The sequence below is a fragment of the Bradyrhizobium stylosanthis genome, assembly GCF_001641335.1.
GTDB lineage: Bacteria > Pseudomonadota > Alphaproteobacteria > Rhizobiales > Xanthobacteraceae > Bradyrhizobium > Bradyrhizobium stylosanthis.
In genome coordinates, this window is record NZ_LVEM01000004.1 from 569,561 (window position 1) to 587,759 (window position 18,199).

21 protein-coding genes are annotated in these 18,199 nt (G+C 65.0%); 6 read left to right on the top strand and 15 right to left on the bottom strand.

Annotated elements, in window-relative coordinates; genetic code table 11:
- Positions 1-2: 2 nt before the first annotated feature.
- Together hpaD and A7X65_RS29105 are read right to left on the bottom strand one after the other, a co-directional pair.
- Entirely contained in the window at positions 3-857 is an 855-nt protein-coding gene (gene hpaD, locus A7X65_RS29100) for a 3,4-dihydroxyphenylacetate 2,3-dioxygenase (protein ID WP_063691723.1), read from the bottom strand.
- Positions 858-875: 18 nt separating this feature from the next.
- Complete coding sequence (locus A7X65_RS29105; RefSeq protein ID WP_018648688.1) at positions 876-1,148, bottom strand: helix-turn-helix domain-containing protein; 273 nt, start codon at positions 1,146-1,148, stop codon at positions 876-878.
- Between the two features lie 157 nt (positions 1,149-1,305).
- On the opposite strand from A7X65_RS29105, the gene A7X65_RS29110 reads away from it, so the two are divergent.
- Both A7X65_RS29110 and A7X65_RS29115 read left to right on the top strand, forming a co-directional pair.
- The gene (locus A7X65_RS29110) at positions 1,306-1,758 is read left to right on the top strand and encodes a hypothetical protein (protein ID WP_063691725.1); all 453 of its coding nucleotides are present in this window, start codon (positions 1,306-1,308) and stop codon (positions 1,756-1,758) included.
- Positions 1,759-1,911: 153 nt separating this feature from the next.
- Positions 1,912-2,139 (top strand): hypothetical protein, encoded by a 228-nt coding sequence (locus A7X65_RS29115; protein WP_063692588.1) that lies wholly within the window; start codon positions 1,912-1,914, stop codon positions 2,137-2,139.
- A 66-nt stretch (positions 2,140-2,205) separates the two neighbouring features.
- Here the strand turns inward: A7X65_RS29115 and A7X65_RS29120 are convergent, their stop codons facing one another.
- The 5 genes from A7X65_RS29120 to A7X65_RS29140 all read right to left on the bottom strand — a co-directional run bounded on the left by A7X65_RS29120 (position 2,206) and on the right by A7X65_RS29140 (position 7,391).
- Complete coding sequence (locus A7X65_RS29120) at positions 2,206-3,024, bottom strand: aldo/keto reductase (RefSeq protein ID WP_063691727.1); 819 nt, start codon at positions 3,022-3,024, stop codon at positions 2,206-2,208.
- Between the two features lie 262 nt (positions 3,025-3,286).
- A complete protein-coding gene (locus A7X65_RS29125; RefSeq protein ID WP_063691730.1) occupies positions 3,287-4,861 on the bottom strand; it encodes an alkaline phosphatase D family protein in 1,575 nt (524 codons plus the stop codon).
- A 197-nt stretch (positions 4,862-5,058) separates the two neighbouring features.
- The gene (locus A7X65_RS29130; RefSeq protein ID WP_063691731.1) at positions 5,059-5,481 is read right to left on the bottom strand and encodes a hypothetical protein; all 423 of its coding nucleotides are present in this window, start codon (positions 5,479-5,481) and stop codon (positions 5,059-5,061) included.
- 108 nt (positions 5,482-5,589) lie between these two features.
- On the bottom strand, positions 5,590-6,591 hold the full coding sequence (locus tag A7X65_RS29135; protein ID WP_063691734.1) for an NAD(P)H-dependent flavin oxidoreductase: 1,002 nt from the start codon (positions 6,589-6,591) through the stop codon (positions 5,590-5,592).
- 62 nt (positions 6,592-6,653) lie between these two features.
- Positions 6,654-7,391, bottom strand: coding sequence for an SDR family oxidoreductase (locus A7X65_RS29140; RefSeq protein WP_063691737.1), 738 nt, complete (start codon positions 7,389-7,391; stop codon positions 6,654-6,656).
- A 155-nt stretch (positions 7,392-7,546) separates the two neighbouring features.
- On the opposite strand from A7X65_RS29140, the gene A7X65_RS29145 reads away from it, so the two are divergent.
- A complete protein-coding gene (locus A7X65_RS29145) occupies positions 7,547-8,011 on the top strand; it encodes a winged helix-turn-helix transcriptional regulator (protein WP_063691740.1) in 465 nt (154 codons plus the stop codon).
- 187 nt (positions 8,012-8,198) lie between these two features.
- Here A7X65_RS29145 and A7X65_RS42825 read toward each other — a convergent pair whose 3' ends face one another.
- The 4 genes from A7X65_RS42825 to A7X65_RS42830 form a co-directional block, all read right to left on the bottom strand.
- Positions 8,199-8,357, bottom strand: a complete 159-nt coding sequence (locus A7X65_RS42825; RefSeq protein WP_167358296.1) for a hypothetical protein — start codon at positions 8,355-8,357, stop codon at positions 8,199-8,201.
- Between the two features lie 34 nt (positions 8,358-8,391).
- Positions 8,392-8,766 carry a PRC-barrel domain-containing protein gene (locus tag A7X65_RS29150; RefSeq protein ID WP_063691744.1) on the bottom strand — a complete coding sequence of 125 codons (375 nt, stop codon included), beginning with the start codon at positions 8,764-8,766 and terminating at the stop codon, positions 8,392-8,394.
- A 294-nt stretch (positions 8,767-9,060) separates the two neighbouring features.
- Positions 9,061-9,252, bottom strand: coding sequence for a hypothetical protein (locus A7X65_RS29155; RefSeq protein ID WP_063692589.1), 192 nt, complete (start codon positions 9,250-9,252; stop codon positions 9,061-9,063).
- The gene (locus A7X65_RS42830) at positions 9,236-9,394 is read right to left on the bottom strand and encodes a hypothetical protein (protein ID WP_167358297.1); all 159 of its coding nucleotides are present in this window, start codon (positions 9,392-9,394) and stop codon (positions 9,236-9,238) included. Before A7X65_RS42830 ends, A7X65_RS29155 begins: the two co-directional genes overlap by 17 nt.
- Before the next feature lie 171 nt (positions 9,395-9,565).
- Here A7X65_RS42830 and A7X65_RS29160 point away from each other — a divergent pair, with 171 nt between their 5' ends.
- Positions 9,566-9,814 (top strand): hypothetical protein, encoded by a 249-nt coding sequence (locus A7X65_RS29160; RefSeq protein ID WP_063691747.1) that lies wholly within the window; start codon positions 9,566-9,568, stop codon positions 9,812-9,814.
- Positions 9,815-9,966: 152 nt separating this feature from the next.
- On the opposite strand, the gene A7X65_RS29165 is transcribed toward A7X65_RS29160, so the two are convergent.
- From A7X65_RS29165 to A7X65_RS29170, 3 genes are all read right to left on the bottom strand, one after another.
- Positions 9,967-10,173, bottom strand: coding sequence for a hypothetical protein (locus tag A7X65_RS29165; protein ID WP_063691750.1), 207 nt, complete (start codon positions 10,171-10,173; stop codon positions 9,967-9,969).
- Positions 10,174-10,254: 81 nt separating this feature from the next.
- A complete protein-coding gene (locus A7X65_RS43640) occupies positions 10,255-10,386 on the bottom strand; it encodes a hypothetical protein (protein WP_257787559.1) in 132 nt (43 codons plus the stop codon).
- Between the two features lie 119 nt (positions 10,387-10,505).
- The gene (locus tag A7X65_RS29170; protein WP_063692592.1) at positions 10,506-10,700 is read right to left on the bottom strand and encodes a hypothetical protein; all 195 of its coding nucleotides are present in this window, start codon (positions 10,698-10,700) and stop codon (positions 10,506-10,508) included.
- A gap of 94 nt (positions 10,701-10,794) precedes the next feature.
- On the opposite strand from A7X65_RS29170, the gene A7X65_RS29175 reads away from it, so the two are divergent.
- Positions 10,795-11,304 (top strand): DUF4142 domain-containing protein, encoded by a 510-nt coding sequence (locus tag A7X65_RS29175; protein WP_063691753.1) that lies wholly within the window; start codon positions 10,795-10,797, stop codon positions 11,302-11,304.
- Positions 11,305-11,310: 6 nt separating this feature from the next.
- Here A7X65_RS29175 and A7X65_RS29180 read toward each other — a convergent pair whose 3' ends face one another.
- Positions 11,311-11,607 (bottom strand): hypothetical protein, encoded by a 297-nt coding sequence (locus A7X65_RS29180; RefSeq protein ID WP_063691755.1) that lies wholly within the window; start codon positions 11,605-11,607, stop codon positions 11,311-11,313.
- A gap of 297 nt (positions 11,608-11,904) precedes the next feature.
- Between A7X65_RS29180 and A7X65_RS29185 the strand changes: the two genes are divergently transcribed.
- The gene (locus A7X65_RS29185) at positions 11,905-18,198 is read left to right on the top strand and encodes a HAMP domain-containing protein (protein WP_063691757.1); all 6,294 of its coding nucleotides are present in this window, start codon (positions 11,905-11,907) and stop codon (positions 18,196-18,198) included.
- The last annotated feature ends 1 nt before the right edge of the window (position 18,199 follow it).

The window sequence follows — 18,199 nt, forward strand, 5'->3', positions numbered from 1 at the left end:
CCTCAGGCCTCGACGTGGAATTCCACGTTGACCTGACCGCTGCCGGACGACGGAAAATAGTCGCAGAGCTGCTCAGCCGGGCCGCTGTAGTCGGTCCAGCCGAGCGCCGCGAACAGCATGATGGTGTCGGCCATGCCGCCCTCGCCGTTGCACTTGGTGGCGTAGTCCGGGAGCATGTCGAGGAATTCGCGGTAGCGGCGGCCTTGCCACAGCTCAAGCACGCGCAAATCGACCTGGCGATTGAATTCGCTGGCCACCGACGTCCACGCCTCCGGACCAAGCTTCTTGTTCGGCCAGAGCCGGTGCGAGAGCGAACCACTGGCGAGAATCGCGACCCGTTCGCCGGATTGGTCGATAGCGCGGCGGGTCGCTTCGCCGAGAATCCGGCTCTCCTCGAACGAGGTGAACAGCGGCGAGGCGACCGAGACGACCTTCGCGAAGCCGTCCGGATTCATGTAATGCATCGGGACGATGGTGCCGTATTCGAGCCCTAGGCTCGCCACCTCATGGGCGATGACGTTGAGACCGGTATCCGCCGCCCTGCCCGCGATGGCCTGGGCGAGGCACGTATCGCCCGGCAGATCGTAGCTGAGATCCTGGATCATCTGCGGCGCCTCGTGACTGGTGAACGAGCCGCGATGCCGCGCATTGGCGTTGATGTGATAGCCGAAATTCGAGAGCCAGTGGGTATCGAACACCACGAAGCTGGTGACGCCGCGCTCTTTCGCCCGCCGCCCGAGCTCGCGCAGAGACGCGACGGCAGCCTGGCGCGCCGCACGCAACGGGCTGCCGGGCTGCTCCGACAGCATCAATGATGGAACGTGAGTGACCTTGGCCGCGAGTACGAGCTGCCCCATGACGGTCACCTCGCAGCGTCAAGCCGCCTGGGGCTGGCTGCTGTGGATCGCGGACGCCAGCCGCAGCAGCAGCACGATCGAGACGTTGCCCTTGCCGGCCTCGATCTGGGCGATGTAGCGCTCGGAGATCCCGGAGCGGCGGGCGAGCTCCCGGCGCGACAGGTCGCAGCGGGTGCGCGAGGATCTCAGGCGGTCGCCCAGCTCGGCCAGAAACGCGGTCTCCGAATAGGGCGGCACGGCACAGCTTCCCGGCAGCACCTCGCCCGCAAAATCCATGACTTGATTCAGCATTGGTCTATCCACGTTCGCCTTCGGAGCGGCCATCCTACCCCTGCCAGGCCCGGCCTCATTGACGCGGATCAAATTCGCGCGCGATCGGCGGCGGCCGTGGACGGACGCCGGCGGGATGCTACACTTTGGAATTCTTCGAGGCGGGGCTTTTCAGGACATGACGCGTTGTTTGAGCCGCTGGACCACGGTTGTATTGCTATGGGTTGCCTTGGTGCCTTCGGCGCGCGCGGAGACGCTTGCGGCGACTGTCGAGCAATGGGGCCTGCTCGGCTCATGGGCGGTCGATTGCGCGGCGCGGCCCGACCGCGACAAGGGCGCGCTGCTGACTTACGAAATCCGGAAGGACGGAAGGGTGATGTACCGGCGTAATTTTGGCGACGCCAGGGACGAGAACGAGGTGGTGTCCGCCACCATCAATGCCGAAGGCCTGCTCAATGTGATGGTGTACTTCCCCTCGCTGCATCAGACCCGCGAGTTCGGGCTGCTGCTCCTGAAGGACGGCAGCCTGCGCGCGATCTACAATCGCAGCGATCGCGGCGAGTACACGATCAGGGACGGCAAGTACGTCGCGACCGGCGCGCCGACACCGGCGCAGCAACGCTGCGATTAAAGACCGTGATTTGCGCGCGATCTTGCGAAGATTCAGTCGCGCATGGTCACACCGCACTCTGTCTGAACAGGCGTTCAGAATTCTCCTGCGACTCCTCCGGAACGTTCACGCGAATGCGCCGTTTAGATTGGCATTCGATTGGAGGAGGACATCATGAAGAAGCTTGGTTATGTGGTTGCGGCCCTCGGCGCTCTCGCGATCGCGGCGCCTACGCTCGCCAGCGCGGAGACGGTCGTGATCAAGCGCGGTCATCACCACGGCCCGTATGGCGCGCGTGCCGAGTACGGCATGCATCGTGACCACGGCTGGCATCGTGGCTGGCGTCATCACGGCGATCGGGTCGTCGTGGTCAAGCGCGGCCATCGTCACCACTGGGACTAATGCGCAACGCAGCACGGAAATGGCCCCTCGCGGGGCCATTTCTTTGCGTTTGCGATACGCCTTTGATTAATCCCACGCCGGCGCGAAGCCCGGATTGACGCAGCGCCTGTCCTTGGGCAGCGCGGCGATCTTTTTGCGATCGGCATCGTCGAGCGTGATCTTGAGCGCATCGAGATTGGCCTGCTGGCTCTCGCGGCGCGACGCCTTCGGGATCGCCGCGACGCCGTTCTGGTCGAGCAGCCATTTCAGCGCGACCTGCGCGGCCGTTGCATTGTGCTTGGCGCCGATCTCGGCCAGCACGGGATCCGAAGCAATGCGCCCCTGCGCGAGCGGGCAATAGGCGACCAGCGGAATCGACTTCGCGTTGAGATAGGCCAGCACCTTCGATTGATCGAGCATGGCGTGATATTCGATCTGGTTGCAGGCGATCGGCGCCTTGACGTCCTCGACGGCGATCTTGAGCAGCGCCGTGGTGAAATTCGCAACGCCGATGGCCCGCGTACGCCCCTCCTCCTTCAGCTTCATCAAGGTCTCGAACACCGCACCCCAGTTCGCCGACTTAGACGGCCAGTGCACCAGATAGAGATCGACATGGTCGAGCCGCAGCTTGGTCAGGCTGGCGTCGAAGGCACGGCGGATGGCGTCCGGCGAAAGATTCTCGTGCCAGACCTTGGTCGTGACGTGCAGCTCGCCCCGCGGCAGCCGGGCCGCGGCGAGCGCGGCGCCGATCGCCTCTTCATTGGCGTACATCTCGGCGGTGTCGATGTGGCGATAGCCGATCGCGAGCGCGCTTTCGACCGCCGCCCGGCAGGCATCGCCCTGCATGCGGAAAGTGCCGAGGCCGAGCTTGGGCATGCTGATGCCCTGTGTCTTCAGATTGTCCATAAGTAAACTCCTGACGTCATTCAACCCGCCGGACGCGCGGTGAGGCCGCGGGGACAAACTCTTCGGTGATGGAAAAGAGGTGGCGGGAACGGCCAATATAGCGCGGAAGGGGCAGAAGCGGCCAATCAAGATCGAGTTAGCTTTGGGGTGCACCATGCATCCCCGACGTCATGGCCGGGCTTGTCCCGGCCATCCGCGCCTTGCTGCGCGGCGCAAAGAACGTGGATGCCCGGGACAAGCCCGGGCACGACGACAGGGGCTCTCACGAGTGCTGCGCCACCACGGCCGGGCGCGGCTGCGGCTGCGGCACGATGTCGACGGACCAGAGGTCGCGGTTGTCGACATCCTTCAACGTCACGGTCATGACGCCGCTCGCGCCATCGATGTCGACGCGGCCGAAGAATTGCAGGCCGAAGCACGGCGCGAGGTTCTCGCCCTGCGCCTCGCTGCAGCCGCTCTGGTACATCGCGACCGGACCGAACGTATTGTCGAGCTCGCCCGGGCCCCAGGTGCCGGCATGAAGCGGGCCTGAGACGAACTCCCAGAACGGCTCGAAATCCTGGAACTGCGCCTTGTTCGGATCGTAGTAGTGCGCGGCCGTGTAGTGCATGTCGGCGGTGAGCCAGACGATGTTGCGCACGCCCGCGCGCTTGATGGACGACAGCAGATCGGCGATCTCGTGCTCGCGCCGGTCGGGCGCCCCATTGCCGAGCGCGACGGCGTCGAGGCTGACGAGGCCGATCGGCAGGTCCGCCGCGATCACCTTCCAGGTCGCGCGCGAGACGGAGAGCTCGCGCTTCAGCCAGGCGAGCTGCTCGGCGCCGAGAACCCAGCCGCGATGATCGTTGCCCTTGTTCCAGCTGTCGTCGCGATAGCTGCGCATGTCGATCATGAAGACGTCGAGCAGCGGACCATAGGCGATCCTGCGATAGACCCGGCCCTGCCGCGCACCGATGTCGCGGATCGGCATGAAGTCGAAGAAGGCGCGGCGGGCGCGCGCGATCAGGCGCGGCGTGCCGTCGTCCTCGAAGCCCGCATCGTCGTAGCTGCCGGCCGGCGACCAATCGTTGGTGACCTCGTGGTCATCCCATTGCGCAAGCATCGGCACCTCCGCGTGGAACGCGCGGAAATGTTCATCGAGATGGTTGTATTTGTAATTGCCCCGGAACTGCGTCAGCGTATGCGCGACCTCGGCCTTCTCATCCGTGACGATGTTGCGCCAGGTCTCGCCGTTCGGGAGCTTCTGCTCCGATGGAATCGCGCAGTCGGCGTAGATGTGGTCGCCGGAATGGATGAAGAAGTCGGGGCGGTTGTCCAGCATGGTGCGATAGCTGCGATAGCCGCCGCGCGAAATGTCGATGCCCCAGCCCTGCCCCGCGACGTCACCGGACCACACGAACGAGATCGACCGGTTGGCTGCCGGCGCCGTGCGGAAATGACCCATGCGGCTTTCGCCGGCGATGCCGGTCGCGATATCGTCGAACCGGACGCGATAGAAGATGTCCTGCCCGGCCGGCAGGTCGTGGAGCTGCAGCTTTGCGGTGAAGTCTGCATCGGGCAAGGCGTCGCGCGATGCCGATGCGACGATGGTCTTGAAGCTCTCGACGGTCGAGCATTCGACGTGCATCCGCGCGGCCCGGTCGGCGCGCGCCCAAACGACGGCGGAGCCATCCGAAACGTCGCCGGACTGGATGCCGCCCGCGATCTGCGGGCGGTCGGCGGCACGGCTGATGCGGGGCTTTGCGAGCGTGCCGAGCGAGGCAACGGCGAGGCTGGAGGTGGAGCGGACCAGGAATTGCCGCCGGGTCCATGCGCGCTGGGCGCGGAGCGATGCCATTCAGGAGACCTTCGTCGAATCGCGACGGAAGGTGCCTGCGCCGGTTGACGGCTACCCTGACGGTTTCTTGACTCGGAGCCTACGGTTTTGCGACGCGGGGATGACGAGCGCGCGGCGAAAAAGGTGCACTCCCTCGCCCCGCTTGCGGGGAGAGGTGAAGCGACATCGCACTCGATTTAGGTGAGATCAGCTCCGGCCTAACGCTGCCAGTTGCAGATGCCGCCGGAGCGGCAGGGCCAGGTCTGGATGCGGGTATCCCTCGCCTGCGCGTCGAGCGGATTGCCGCGACGATGGGCGAGCTTGGCGCGGGCGGCACCGCGCGGCTGCGGGCTCCTGGTGGTATGCGCGACCTTGGGCTCGGCCACGTGCACGCGCTCGGCAGCGACCTTCCTGGGCACGTCCATCGGCTCGGCGCGGGCCTGCGCTTCGTTGCCGCCCTTCGCTTCGAGCGCGACCGGGGCGAACTGCGTCTCCGGTCCGAGCCGCTTTGGCGACAGGACTGCCTTGGAGAGATCGAGACCGAGATATTCGTCAGGCTTGTAGTCGTCAGCGCGCGCAATGCTACCGCACGCCACAACGAGGGCGACGGCAACTGCAAAAGGAACGCTTTTCAGGACCACGGACGCCTCCTGAAATTGAATTATTAAGGGGTAATTTACCCCTATTTAGGAGGCGTCGCGCGCATTTCCAGCGGCGGATTGCCGCCGTGGTTAAGAAGTTTGGCGGTTTCAGGCGACCTTTCGCGTCGCACCCGTCCCGTCCAGGAACCCCAGCAGGCGGCTGCGGATGATCTGTTCCGCCTCGCCCATGATGCGGTCGATGAGTTCCTTGCAGGTGGGGATGTCGTGGATCAGCCCTGCGACCATGCCGCAGCTCCAGGCACCCGCGTCCATCTGTCCGTCCAGCATGACTTTCGGATAGACGCCGGCGACCTGGTCATGGATGTCGTCGATGGTCAGCTTGGCGCCCTTCTCGCGCTCGATCTCGAGCAGGCGATCGACATTGGCGTTCTTCAGCACGCGCTCGGTGTTGCGCAGCGCGCGCATGATCAGGCGGGTGTCGAGCTCGGTAGCGGCGACCAGCGCGTCTTTCACGTTCTGATGCACCGGGGCTTCCCTGGTTGCGATGAAGCGCGTGCCCATGTTCATGCCGGCGGCGCCCAGCGACAGTGCCGCGACGAGGCTGCGCCCGTCGGCCATCCCGCCGGAGGCAACGAACGGGATCTTCAACTCCTCCGCCGCGCGCGGCAGCAGGATCATGTTCGGAATGTCGTCCTCGCCGGGATGGCCGCCGCACTCGAAGCCGTCGACGCTGACGGCATCACAGCCGATGCGCTCGGCCTTCAGCGAGTGGCGCACCGAGGTGCATTTGTGGATCACCTTGATGTCGGCCGCCTTCAGCGCCGGCATGTACTGTTCGGGGCTGCGGCCAGCGGTCTCCACCGCCTTGATGCCGCCCTCCACGATGGCGGCGATATATTCCGGATAGGGCGGCGCCGCGAACGTCGGCAGGAAGGTGAGGTTCACGCCGAACGGCTTGTCGGTCATGTCGCGGCAGCGCGCGATCTCCTTGGCGAGCAGCTCCGGCGTCTTCTGCGTGAGGCCCGTGATGATGCCGAGTCCGCCGGCATTCGAGACGGCGGCGGCAAGCTCGGCAAAGCCGACGAAATGCATGCCGCCCTGGATGATGGGGTGCTCGATGCCGAACAGTTCGGTGATCGCGGTCTTCACTTAAGTACCTCCCGGAATTTGCTTGATGTTGGGATCAGTCTAGCCGGACTTTTCCGCTGCGGTCACCATTTCTCTCCGAACGGCCTGATCTCCATCTCGAAGGTCCAGGCACTCTTCGGCTGCTGGTAGAGCTGCCAATAGGAATCGGCGACGGCCGACGGCGGCATCAGCAGGTCGGGATTGTCGAGCGCGTTCGGCCCGAGCGCCTCGAGCCGGCGCTGCCGCACCCATTCGGTGTCGACGCCGGAATCGATGATGAGATGGGCAACGTGGATGTTCTTCGGCCCGAGCTCGCGGGCCATCGCCTGCGCCACCGCGCGCAGGCCGAACTTGGCGCTGGCGAAGGCGGCAAAACCGCTGCCGCCGCGCAAGGACGCCGTCGCACCGGTGAAGAAGATGTTGCCGCCGCCGCGCGGCAGCATCAGCCGCGCCGCCTCGCGGCCTGCGAGGAAGCCGGAATAGCAGGCCATCTCCCAGACTTTCCGGAACACGCGTTCGGTGGTGTCGAGGATCGGAAAGTTGACGTTGGCGCCGACGTTGAAGATGCAGACCTCGAGCGGCGCGTGCTTGTCGGCATCGCCAAGGAAGGAGATGACTTCCTCTTCCTTCCGCGCGTCCAGCGAACGCGCATGGATCTCGCCGCCGGCTGCCTCGATGTCCTTCACCAGCGGCGCCAGCTTGTCGCCATTGCGGCGGCCGGCAAACACGGTGAAGCCTTCGGCGGCGAATTTCTTGGCGATCTCGGAGCCGATGAAATCGCCGGCCCCGATCACGGCGGCTGTCGCGTTTCGCTTGGGCATGTCGCCTCCTCCGGTGAGCGTGTGATTGGGCGGAAGGCTATAGTTCTAAAATAGAACTGTCAAACTTTTGGGCTAAATGCTAGGTTTGGCTCCGAATTGCACTGATTGTTCAAGTCAGTTCCTTTTTCTGACTGACGCTGGCCGGAGACCGGATGATGAAGTGGGACACGCTGGACGAGGAGCAATGCTCGCTCTCCCGCACCGTCGCGGTGGTCGGCGATCGCTGGACGCTGCTGATCCTGCGCGAGTGCTTCCTGCGCGTGCGCCGGTTCGAGGCGTTCCAGTCCTCGCTCCAGATCACGCGGCATCTGCTCTCGGAGCGGCTGAAGAAGCTGGTCCGCTTCGGCATCCTGCGCCGCGTCCCCTATTCCGAGGCGCCCAAGCGCTACGAATACATCCTGACGCAGAAGGGTCTCGACCTCTACCCGATCATCATGGCGATGGTGCATTGGGGCGACACCCACATGGGCGACGAGCGCGGCCGCCCGCTGCTGCACGAGCACAAGACTTGCGGCAAGCTGTTCGACCCCGTGATGGTGTGCTCGGAATGCGGCGAGGTGCTGCATGCGAAGCAGGTGCATGTACATTCCGGCCCGGGACGGAAGGAAGCGGTGGGGTGAGCGGTGTTGGCGCTCGCTCGGTCATTGGACCTGAGGGCGATGCCACACCTCCGGTGTCGTCCCGGCGAAGGCCGGGACCCATACCGCGTGATCTATCCACCGCCATTCGTGATTGCACCGCTCAAAAAACAAGCGCGGCACTTATCGTGCCGCGCTTGCTTCGGTTGTCATTCCCGACGCGCTTCGCTCAGTGCGTCTTTGTCTCGTGCCATTTCTCGAGATCGGGTTTTACCTTGCCCGATCCCTGCTCCTTCTCCGGATTACCCTTCCAGGGCTTGTCCGTCTGAGCATGAGATCCCCAGTCACTCTGCTGCCGGGGATCGTCGTTGGGCCGTTCCTTGCTCATGGAATCTCCTTGGCATCTCCTTGCGTGAAGCGCCTTACGCGAACGGGACACCGTAGTACGAGTTGATGCCGCGAACGGCGGCGTCGTCGCCCCAGTTCCAATCGCTCCTCTCACCGTATTTCGGTGCGCCTTCCAGCTCCTTGGCCGTGATGCCGGTGACGTAGCCACCGAGCTCCCTGTCGTATTTCAGCGACTGCCAGGGCAAGGGATAGTGGTCGTTGCCGAGGCCCAGAAATCCGCCGAAACCGAGCACGGCGTAGGACACCTTGCCGCTGACCTTGTCGATCATCACGCGTTCGATCGAACCGATGCGATTGCGGTCGGCCCCGTAAACCGACGTTCCCTCGACCTTGTCGCTGCCGATCAAACGGCCCATCTCGCTGCGGTCCAGCTCGCCTTGATTGAGCATGTCAATTCTCCACTCCAGCCATTGTGTGGACCAACCGGACAGGCAAGCGAACGTTCCGGCGCACTTCGCGCGCGGCGAGAGCTATCGGCAGGAACACGAACCCGTCTCGATGTTCAGGGATGTCGCCGGCCTTGTCGCCTCCGCCGCCGCCTTCTACGTCACGGTTTCCGTGAGCAGTGCAGCGGCTTTGCCGCTGCTATCTTTGCCTGGGTTGTGGCGTCAGTCTCGGCGTGGTGGTTGAGGCGGAAATTGCGCACCGTCTCTCGTCACCCCTCGCCCGCAGCCTCGTCGCGATCAGCGCACCGCCGGAGCGTCCCGTAGCTTCAGGAACTCGAACATCTCGGCGGCGGTCTGAAGCTGCTCGATGCGCGCGGCCACGGAGTCGCGCTGAACGCCGACCGGCAGATTTGCAAGCTCGTGCTCGAGCCGCAGCCTCTGCGCGTCGAGCCGTTGTTCGAAAGTGTGGGGTTCAGAGCGTCTTCGCATCATCTGTCCTCGGCGGTTGCAGGCCCGGGCTGTTGGCCCAGCGCTCGACCTGATCGATCACCTTCTGGTGGCTCGGCCGCACCGGTTTCGGCGCTTCAGGCTCGTCAGAAAGCTTGCGGGGCAACCTGACTTCTTCCGTCATGGCCAATCTCCCTTTGAAGGAGAATGCACCAGCGCGAGACTCGTTTCAATATAACTTATTGATTTTACTGTAGTTTTTTACTCATTTGGGCATTTTGCCGACTCTTGCGGAACTCTCGCCCAATGAGTTCGTTGAGCAAACTACTCATCTTACTCATTGTGTGTGACGACCATGAATGACCTTCGCGCCGAGCGCCTCCAGGTCATGCTCTCCCCCGAAGAGCTGGCCGCAGTCGACGATTTCCGGTTCAAGCACCGTATGCCGACCCGCGCTGCGGCGGTCCGCGAACTGCTGAAGTTCGGGCTGGCGGCAGTTGGCGTCGATGCGGGCGCCGGCGTGAAGTCGAGCAGCTTCGGCGTCTTCGGCCGCGGACCCGAAGGCCATACTCAAGGCGAGCCTGAAGACGGCAAAGAAGGCTGATCCCCAATCCCCACATCCGGCAAGACAAAAACGACCCCGGCACTTTGATTGAGTGCCAGGGCCGTCGTTGGAGATTGCTTCCGGCTCACCGGGGGTATGACAACCGGAAGCAATCCGTCGACTCGTCGCGCGCGGATTCGTTCCTTTGCGACCTAGCTCGTCGGAGCGTCGCCGGAATCGTCCGGCATCACGCCGGAGCCCGGCGTCTTGCTCTTGTCGGTTAACTCGGGATCGCGCGTTGCTTCGCGCGACGGCGAGCCCTTCGAACCTGCCTTGTGCACGGCCTGGGCACGCTGCTTGTCGCGCGGCTGCTCCTCGCCGCGTTCGTCCCTGACGATGCCATGATGAGAATTCGCCATGCTGTCCTCTCGCCTCTGTGAATCTCTCGAGGCGTTTACGCGCAGGACCGTCGAACGTTCCGGCGCGCGCGAGGTCGGGCGCTAGCTATGCGCCGCATGGACCGCGGCAGATGCGTTCTCGAGATGCACCTGCCGCACCGTCGTCACCGTCGCGAACGCGACCGAGACGCCAAAGGCGAGAATGAGCGAAAGAAGAGCGAGACGCGGAGCCATTGCAAAATCTCCTTCTGGAATCGCAAATCGGCACGATTGACTTGTTCCCGGATGATCCTGGATCGGTCACTTCTAGTCCGTGCGCGGCCTCACACGCGGATTCACGGCGGCGGGGTCGCCTATGCCTCCTGCGTCCGAGGGATACGGACCTTCACGGGCGGGACTTCACCGTCGAGCCAGTCCTGCTCCTCCGCGAGCGCCGTCCAGGCGTCCGCCATGCGCGAGTAGCGCTTGTAGGCGGGCTGCCCTTCCGCACGTTCGGCAAGCTGCAGGCAGTTGTCGGCGTTATCCCTGAAAATGTCAGACTGTTTCATCGACAAGACGTGGGGTCGGAACTCCTGCATCGCAACCGCCCTTACCGCATCGTAACGTCCGGGGAACTTCGCACGGCATCGGTCATTGTCAGGGATGCGAGTTCTTGTCGCGATCGTCCTGATGTTCATCAGCACCGCCGCGCTTGCCGACAACACCGGCGAGCAGCGGCCGGACGGCCGTGCGCCGACGGCCACCGATGTCATCAGCGGCCTCTATGCTTTCAGCCGCTTTCAGCAGGGCCTTCTGGAGAGCACCGACCTGAAGGGCAATGCGGAGGTGAAGAACCTCGCCGCCTTGCGCGCCGAGGAGGCGGCAAAACGCGACAAGACGCTGAAGGAGATCCAGGCGGCGATCGGCGCCGAGCCGCACGTCGGCAAGACGGCCGCGGGCGCAAGCCTCGCCGAGCCCGACTCCTCCGAGGGCCCCGCCTACATACGCACCTTCTATGCCGCGCAGATCCCCGAATACGAGACCGCCATCACCCTGCTCGAACGCTACCTGAAGGGGCCCGACAATGCGACGCTCGCAGCCTTTGCTCGCGAGCAGCTTCCGGTGCTGCGCGCGCAGGTCAAGGACGCCGAGCGCACCATGGCGGACAAGTAGCCGCCCTCACTTGTCGTTGGGATGATGCTGCTGGCTCTCGGGCCGCACCGTGCGATTGCTCTCCGGCATCTTGTCCCGGCCCGCATCCCCATTGTCGTCCTTGCCTCCCGAGGTCGACGTGCCGCTGCCGCTGGGGTTCGACCGGGTCGCTGCCCCCGTGGTCGGCGTATCCGCCCGCGGGGTGGCGGAGCTTGCGGCGGGATCGCCGGTCACCGCGCCGCGGCCGCTGGGCTCGCCACCCTGTGCGAAGGCCGGACCGGCGAGCAAGGCGATGGTCGCGATCGCTATAAATGCTGCTTTCATATGCATGGCGCTCTCCCTGTCCCTGCTAACCGGGGGCCTGTTGCTCCGTTCCGTCCCCAAGTCCCAGTCCCCCAGGAGTCGAGATCGGCGGCAACGAACCCTTAGCCAAGGCCGAAACTTTTTGGGAACCGATTGGAACCAACCCGAATGAGCGCAGTTAATTTGGCCGGGCTGAGCAGAGCAGGTTCCATTTCGAAGCGCCGCGACGTTGGCGCTTGATTTCGAATTTGGCTGACGCTCTAGTTTGATCAATTGCGTCGTGCGGCGGATTCGGCCGACGCTTGCGGGGGAATCAGTATGAGCGACCTCGATCCCGGAACTGCATCACGGTCCGGTCGTCGCGTCCCAAAGCCTAAAACCAACGGAATGTCGGAGCCGGACTCCCGGCCGGAATTGCTTCTCGCGCTCCAGGCGATGCGCAGCGGCGATTTCTCGGTGCGGATGAGCGGCGACTATCTCGGCATCGACGGCAAGATCGCCGACACCTTTAACGAGATCATCGCCGCCAACCAGCGCATGGCGCAGCAGCTCGAGCTGGTCGGCCAGGTCGTGGGCCGCGAAGGCAAGACCCGGCAGCGCGTCAAGTTCGGCCTCGCCTCCGGCTCCTGGGCCGACATGGAAGGCTCGGTCAACACGCTGATCGACGATCTGCTCTGGCCGACGCGCGAGGTAACGCGGGCGGTCGCGGCGGTGGCGCAAGGCGACCTGCTCCAGACCGTCAAGCTCGACGTCGACGGCCGCCCGCTCCGCGGCGAGTTCCTGCAGTCGGCGAACATCGTCAACACCATGATCAAGCAGCTCGGCGTGTTCACCTCCGAGGTGACGCGCGTCGCGCGCGAGGTCGGCACCGAGGGCAAGCTCGGCGGCCAGGCCCAGGTGCACGAGGTGACCGGCGTCTGGAAGGACCTCACCGAGAGCGTCAACTCGATGGCGAACAACCTGACCAACCAGGTTCGCAACATCGCCGAGGTGACGATCGCGGTGGCGAACGGCGACTTGTCGAAGAAGATCACCGTCGACGTCCGCGGCGAGATCCTTCAGCTCAAGGAAGCCATCAACACGATGGTGGACCAGCTCCGCTCCTTCGCCTCGGAAGTGACGCGCGTGGCGCGCGAGGTCGGCACCGACGGCAAGCTCGGCGGCCAGGCCATCGTCCCCGGCGTCGCCGGCACCTGGAAGGACCTCACCGACTCCGTCAACGCGATGTGCGGCAACCTCACCGCACAGGTCCGCAACATCGCCAACGTCACCACCGCCGTGGCGCGCGGCGACCTCTCGCGCAAGATCACGGTGGACGTGCGCGGCGAGATCCTGGAGCTGAAGGACACCATCAACACCATGGTGGACCAGCTCAACTCCTTCGCCTCGGAAGTGACGCGCGTCGCGCGCGAGGTCGGCACCGAAGGCAAGCTCGGCGGCCAGGCCCAGGTGCCCGGCGTCGCCGGCACCTGGAAGGATCTGACCGACAACGTCAACTTCATGGCCTCGAACCTCACCGCTCAGGTCCGCAACATCGCCGACGTCGCGACCGCCATCGCGGGCGGCGACTTGTCCAAGAAGATCACGGTGAACGTCTCGGGCGAGATCCTTCAGCTGAAGGAAACGCTCAACACCATGGTGGACCAGCTCAACGCCTTCGCCGGCGAAGTCACGCGCGTCGCGCGCGAGGTCGGCACCGAGGGCCGGCTCGGCGGCCAGGCCAACGTGCTCGGCGTCGCCGGTACCTGGAAGGACCTGACCGAAAGCGTCAACTCGATGGCGTCGAACCTGACGGCGCAGGTTCGCAACATCGCCGAGGTGACGACCGCGGTCGCCGGCGGCGACTTGTCCAAGAAGATCACCGTGGACGTGCGCGGCGAAATTCTCGAGCTGAAGGACACCATCAACACCATGGTGGACCAGCTCAACGCCTTCGCCGGCGAAGTCACGCGCGTCGCGCGCGAGGTCGGCACCGAAGGCAAGCTCGGCGGCCAGGCCCAGGTGCGCGGCGTCGCCGGCACCTGGAAGGATCTGACGGACTCGGTCAACTCGATGGCCTCGAACCTCACCGGCCAGGTCCGCAACATCGCCGAAGTCGCGACCGCGGTCGCCAAGGGCGACCTGTCGAAGAAGATCACGGTGAACGTGTCGGGCGAAATCCTTCAGCTGAAGGAAACGCTCAACACCATGGTCGACCAGCTCAACGCCTTCGCCGGCGAAGTCACGCGCGTCGCGCGCGAGGTCGGCACCGAAGGCAAGCTCGGCGGCCAGGCCCAGGTGACGGGCGTCGCCGGCACCTGGAAGGACCTCACCGACAACGTCAACTCGATGGCGGGCAACCTCACCGCCCAGGTCCGCAACATCGCCGAGGTCGCGACCGCGATCGCCGGCGGCGACCTGTCGCGCAAGATCACGGTGGACGTCCGCGGCGAGATCCTTCAGCTCAAGGACACGCTGAACACGATGGTCGACCAGCTCAACCGCTTCGCGGGCGAGGTGACGCGCGTGGCGCGCGAGGTCGGCACCGAAGGCCGCCTCGGCGGCCAGGCCAACGTGCCCGGCGTCGCCGGCACCTGGAAGGACCTCACCGACAGCGTCAACTCGATGGCGGGCAACCTCACCGCGCAGGTCCGCAACATCGCCGAAGTGACCACGGCCGTGGCGCGCGGCGACCTCTCGCGCAAGATCACCGTGGACGTGAAGGGCGAAATCCTCGAGCTGAAGAACACCATCAACACCATGGTGGACCAGCTCAACGGCTTCGCCGGCGAAGTGACGCGCGTCGCCCGCGAGGTCGGCACCGAAGGCAAGCTCGGCGGCCAGGCCGAGGTGCCCGGCGTCGCCGGCACCTGGAAGGACCTCACCGACAACGTCAACTTCATGGCCTCGAACCTCACGGCCCAGGTCCGCAACATCGCCGAGGTCGCGACCGCGATTGCCGGCGGCGACCTGTCGAAGAAGATCACGGTGGACGTGCGCGGCGAGATCCTGCTGCTCAAGGACACCCTGAACACCATGGTCGAGCAGCTTCGCTCCTTCGCCGCCGAAGTGACGCGCGTGGCGCGCGAGGTCGGCACCGAAGGCCGCCTCGGTGGTCAGGCCGTCGTGCCCGGCGTCGGCGGCACCTGGAAGGACCTCACCGACAACGTCAACCTGCTGGCTGCCAACCTCACCACGCAGGTCCGCAACATCGCCGAAGTGACCACCGCCGTCGCGCGCGGCGACTTGTCCCGCAAGATCACCGTGGACGTGAAGGGCGAAATCCTCGAGCTGAAGAACACCATCAACACCATGGTGGACCAGCTCAACGCCTTCGCGGGCGAAGTCACGCGCGTCGCACGCGAGGTCGGCACCGAAGGCGAGCTCGGCGGCCAGGCCCAGGTGCCCGGTGTGGCCGGCACCTGGAAGGACCTCACCGACACCGTCAACTTCATGGCGGCCAACCTGACCGAACAGGTCCGCGGTATCGTCAAGGTGGTGACCGCGGTCGCCAACGGCGACCTCAAGCAAAACCTGACCGTGAAATCGAAGGGCGAAGTCGCGGCGCTCGCCGACACCATCAACAACATGACCGAGACACTCGCGACCTTCGCCGATCAGGTCTCGTCGGTGGCGCGCGAAGTCGGCGTCGAGGGACGGCTTGGCGGTCAGGCCGACGTGCCCGGCGCGGCCGGCACCTGGAAGGACCTCACCGGCAACGTCAACCTCTTGGCGGCCAACCTCACCTCGCAGGTGCGCGCGATCGCGGAAGTGGCGACCGCTGTGACCAAGGGCGATCTGACGCCGTCGATCCAGGTCGACGCCCGCGGCGAACTCGCCGAGCTGAAAGACAACATCAACACGATGATCACGAATCTCCGTCTCACGACGGACGTGAACACCGAGCAGGACTGGCTGAAGACCAACCTCGCCAAATTCACCAACATGCTGCAGGGCCAGCGCGACCTCGCCACGGTGGGCCGGCTGCTGCTCACCGAACTGTCGCCGCTGGTGAACGCCCATACCGGCGTGATCTACCAGATCGAGAACGAGGACAATCCGCAGCTCCTGCTGCTCGCCTCCTACGCCGGCGATGGCATCTACCCCTACCAGCGCGTGCTGCAATTCGGCGAAGGCCTGATCGGCCAGTGCGCGCTCGACCGGCGGCCGCGCGTGGTCGCGGACATTCCGACGGACGTGGTACCGATCAATTCCGCGCTGTTCCGCGTCGCCCCTAAGAACCTCGTGGTGCTGCCGGTGCTGTTCGAAGGCCAGGTCAAGGCCGTGATCGAGCTTGCCTCGCTCACCTCCTTTACGACCTCGCAGATGACCTTCCTGGAGCAGCTCACCGACTCCATCGGCATCGTGCTCAACTCGATCGAAGCAACGATGCAGACCGAGGGCCTGCTCAAGCAGTCGCAACAGCTCGCCGGCGAGCTGCAGACCCAGCAGCGCGAATTGCAGCAGACCAACGACCAGCTCGAACAGAAGGCGCAGCAGCTCGCCGAGCGCAACGTGGAAGTCGAGCGCAAGAACCAGGAAATCGAGCAGGCCCGCCGCGCGCTCGAGGAAAAGGCGACCGAGCTGGCACTGACCTCGAAGTACAAGTCCGAGTTCCTCGCCAATATGAGCCACGAGCTGCGCACGCCGCTGAACTCGATTCTGATCCTGGGCCAGCAGCTCACCGACAATCCGGACGGCAACCTCACGGGCAAGCAGGTCGAGTTCGCCCGCACCATCCACGGCGCCGGCACAGACCTGCTCAACCTCATCAGCGACATCCTCGACCTCTCCAAGATCGAGTCCGGCACGGTGACGGTCGATGCCGAGGAGATCCTGACCGCCAACCTGCTCGAGACCGTCGGCCGGCCGTTCCGCCACGAGGCGGAGAACCGCGGCCTCTCGTTCAAGATCGACGTCGATCCGAACCTCGCGCGCAGCATCGTCACCGACTCCAAGCGCCTGCAGCAGGTTCTCAAGAACCTGCTCTCCAACGCCTTCAAGTTCACCGCCGAAGGCGAGGTGCGCCTGAAGGTCGCCGGCGCTGTCGGCGGCTGGGGAACGGACCACCCGGTGCTGAACTCCGCACCCGCCGTGATCGCGTTCGAGGTGTCCGACACCGGCATCGGCATTCCCCTGGAGAAGCAGAAGCTGATCTTCGAGGCGTTCCAGCAGGCCGACGCCGGCACCAGCCGCAAATATGGCGGCACCGGCCTTGGCCTTGCCATCAGCCGCGAGCTCGCCAGCCTGCTCGGCGGCGAGATCCATCTGCGCAGCTCGCCGGGCAAGGGCTCGTCCTTCACGCTCTATCTGCCGCTGAAATATTCCGGCCCGACGCTGACGCCGCGCGCGCCCTCGCCGCAACAATACAGCCAGCCGCCGGCGCTGCAGCCGTCCGCACCGGAGCAGCAGCGCGTCATCGAGCAACTGCCCGACGACCGGCTCAACCTCGAACCCGGCGATACCATCCTGCTGATCGTCGAGGACGACCCGCATTACGCGCGCGTCCTGGTCGATCTCGCACGCGACAAGGGCTTCAAGGTGCTGGTCGCGGCGCGCGGCGCCGAAGCGCTGGAGCTCGCCAAGCAATACCAGCCCCGCGCCGTCTCGCTCGACGTGTTCCTGCCCGACATGCTCGGCTGGACGGTGCTGAGCCAGCTCAAGCACAATCCGCTGACCCGCCACATCCCCGTGCAGATCATCACGCTCGACGAGGACCGCCAGCATGCGCTGGCGCGCGGTGCCTTCTCCTTCGTCAACAAGCCGACCACGACCGAAGGCGTCGCCGCGGCGCTGACGCAGATCAAGGAATATGCACGGCCGCGGCGGAAGCGGCTCTTGATCGTCGAGGACAACGAAGCCGAGCAGATGTCGATCCGGGAGCTATTACATCACGACGACATCGAGATCGTGGCGACCGACACCGGAGCCGGCGCACTCACGATGCTGCGCGAGGCGCCTTGCGACTGCGTGGTGCTCGACCTCCGCCTGCCCGACATGAGCGGCTTCGAAGTGCTGGATCAGATCCGCAATGACGAGGCCCTGTCGAACGTTCCCGTCGTGGTCTTCACCGGCCGCGAGCTCTCGGCGGAGGAGGACGCGGAGCTGCACACCATGGCGCGCAGCATCGTGGTCAAGGGCGTGGAATCGCCGGAACGCCTGCTCGACGAGACCGCGCTGTTCCTGCACCGCGTGATCACGGAACTCCCGGTCGAGAAGCAGCGCATGCTGGAGAAGCTGAACAGTTCCGACGAGGACCTGATCGGCAAGACCGCCCTGCTGGTCGACGACGATGCCCGGAACATCTTCGCACTGTCGAGCGTGCTGGAACGGCGCGGCATGAAGGTGCTGACGGCGACCACCGGCAGCGAGGCGGTGACGCTGGTCGAGTCCAATCCGGAAATCGCCATCGTGCTGATGGACATCATGATGCCGCAGATGGACGGTTATCAGACCATCGGCGTCATTCGCGAGAACCCGGCCTTCGCCCGGCTTCCGATCATCGCGCTGACCGCCAAGGCGATGAAGGGCGACCGTGAGAAATGCCTGGAGGCCGGCGCGTCCGACTACCTCGCCAAACCCGTCAACACCGATCAATTGCTGCTTGCGATCCGCATGTGGCTGCATCGCTGAG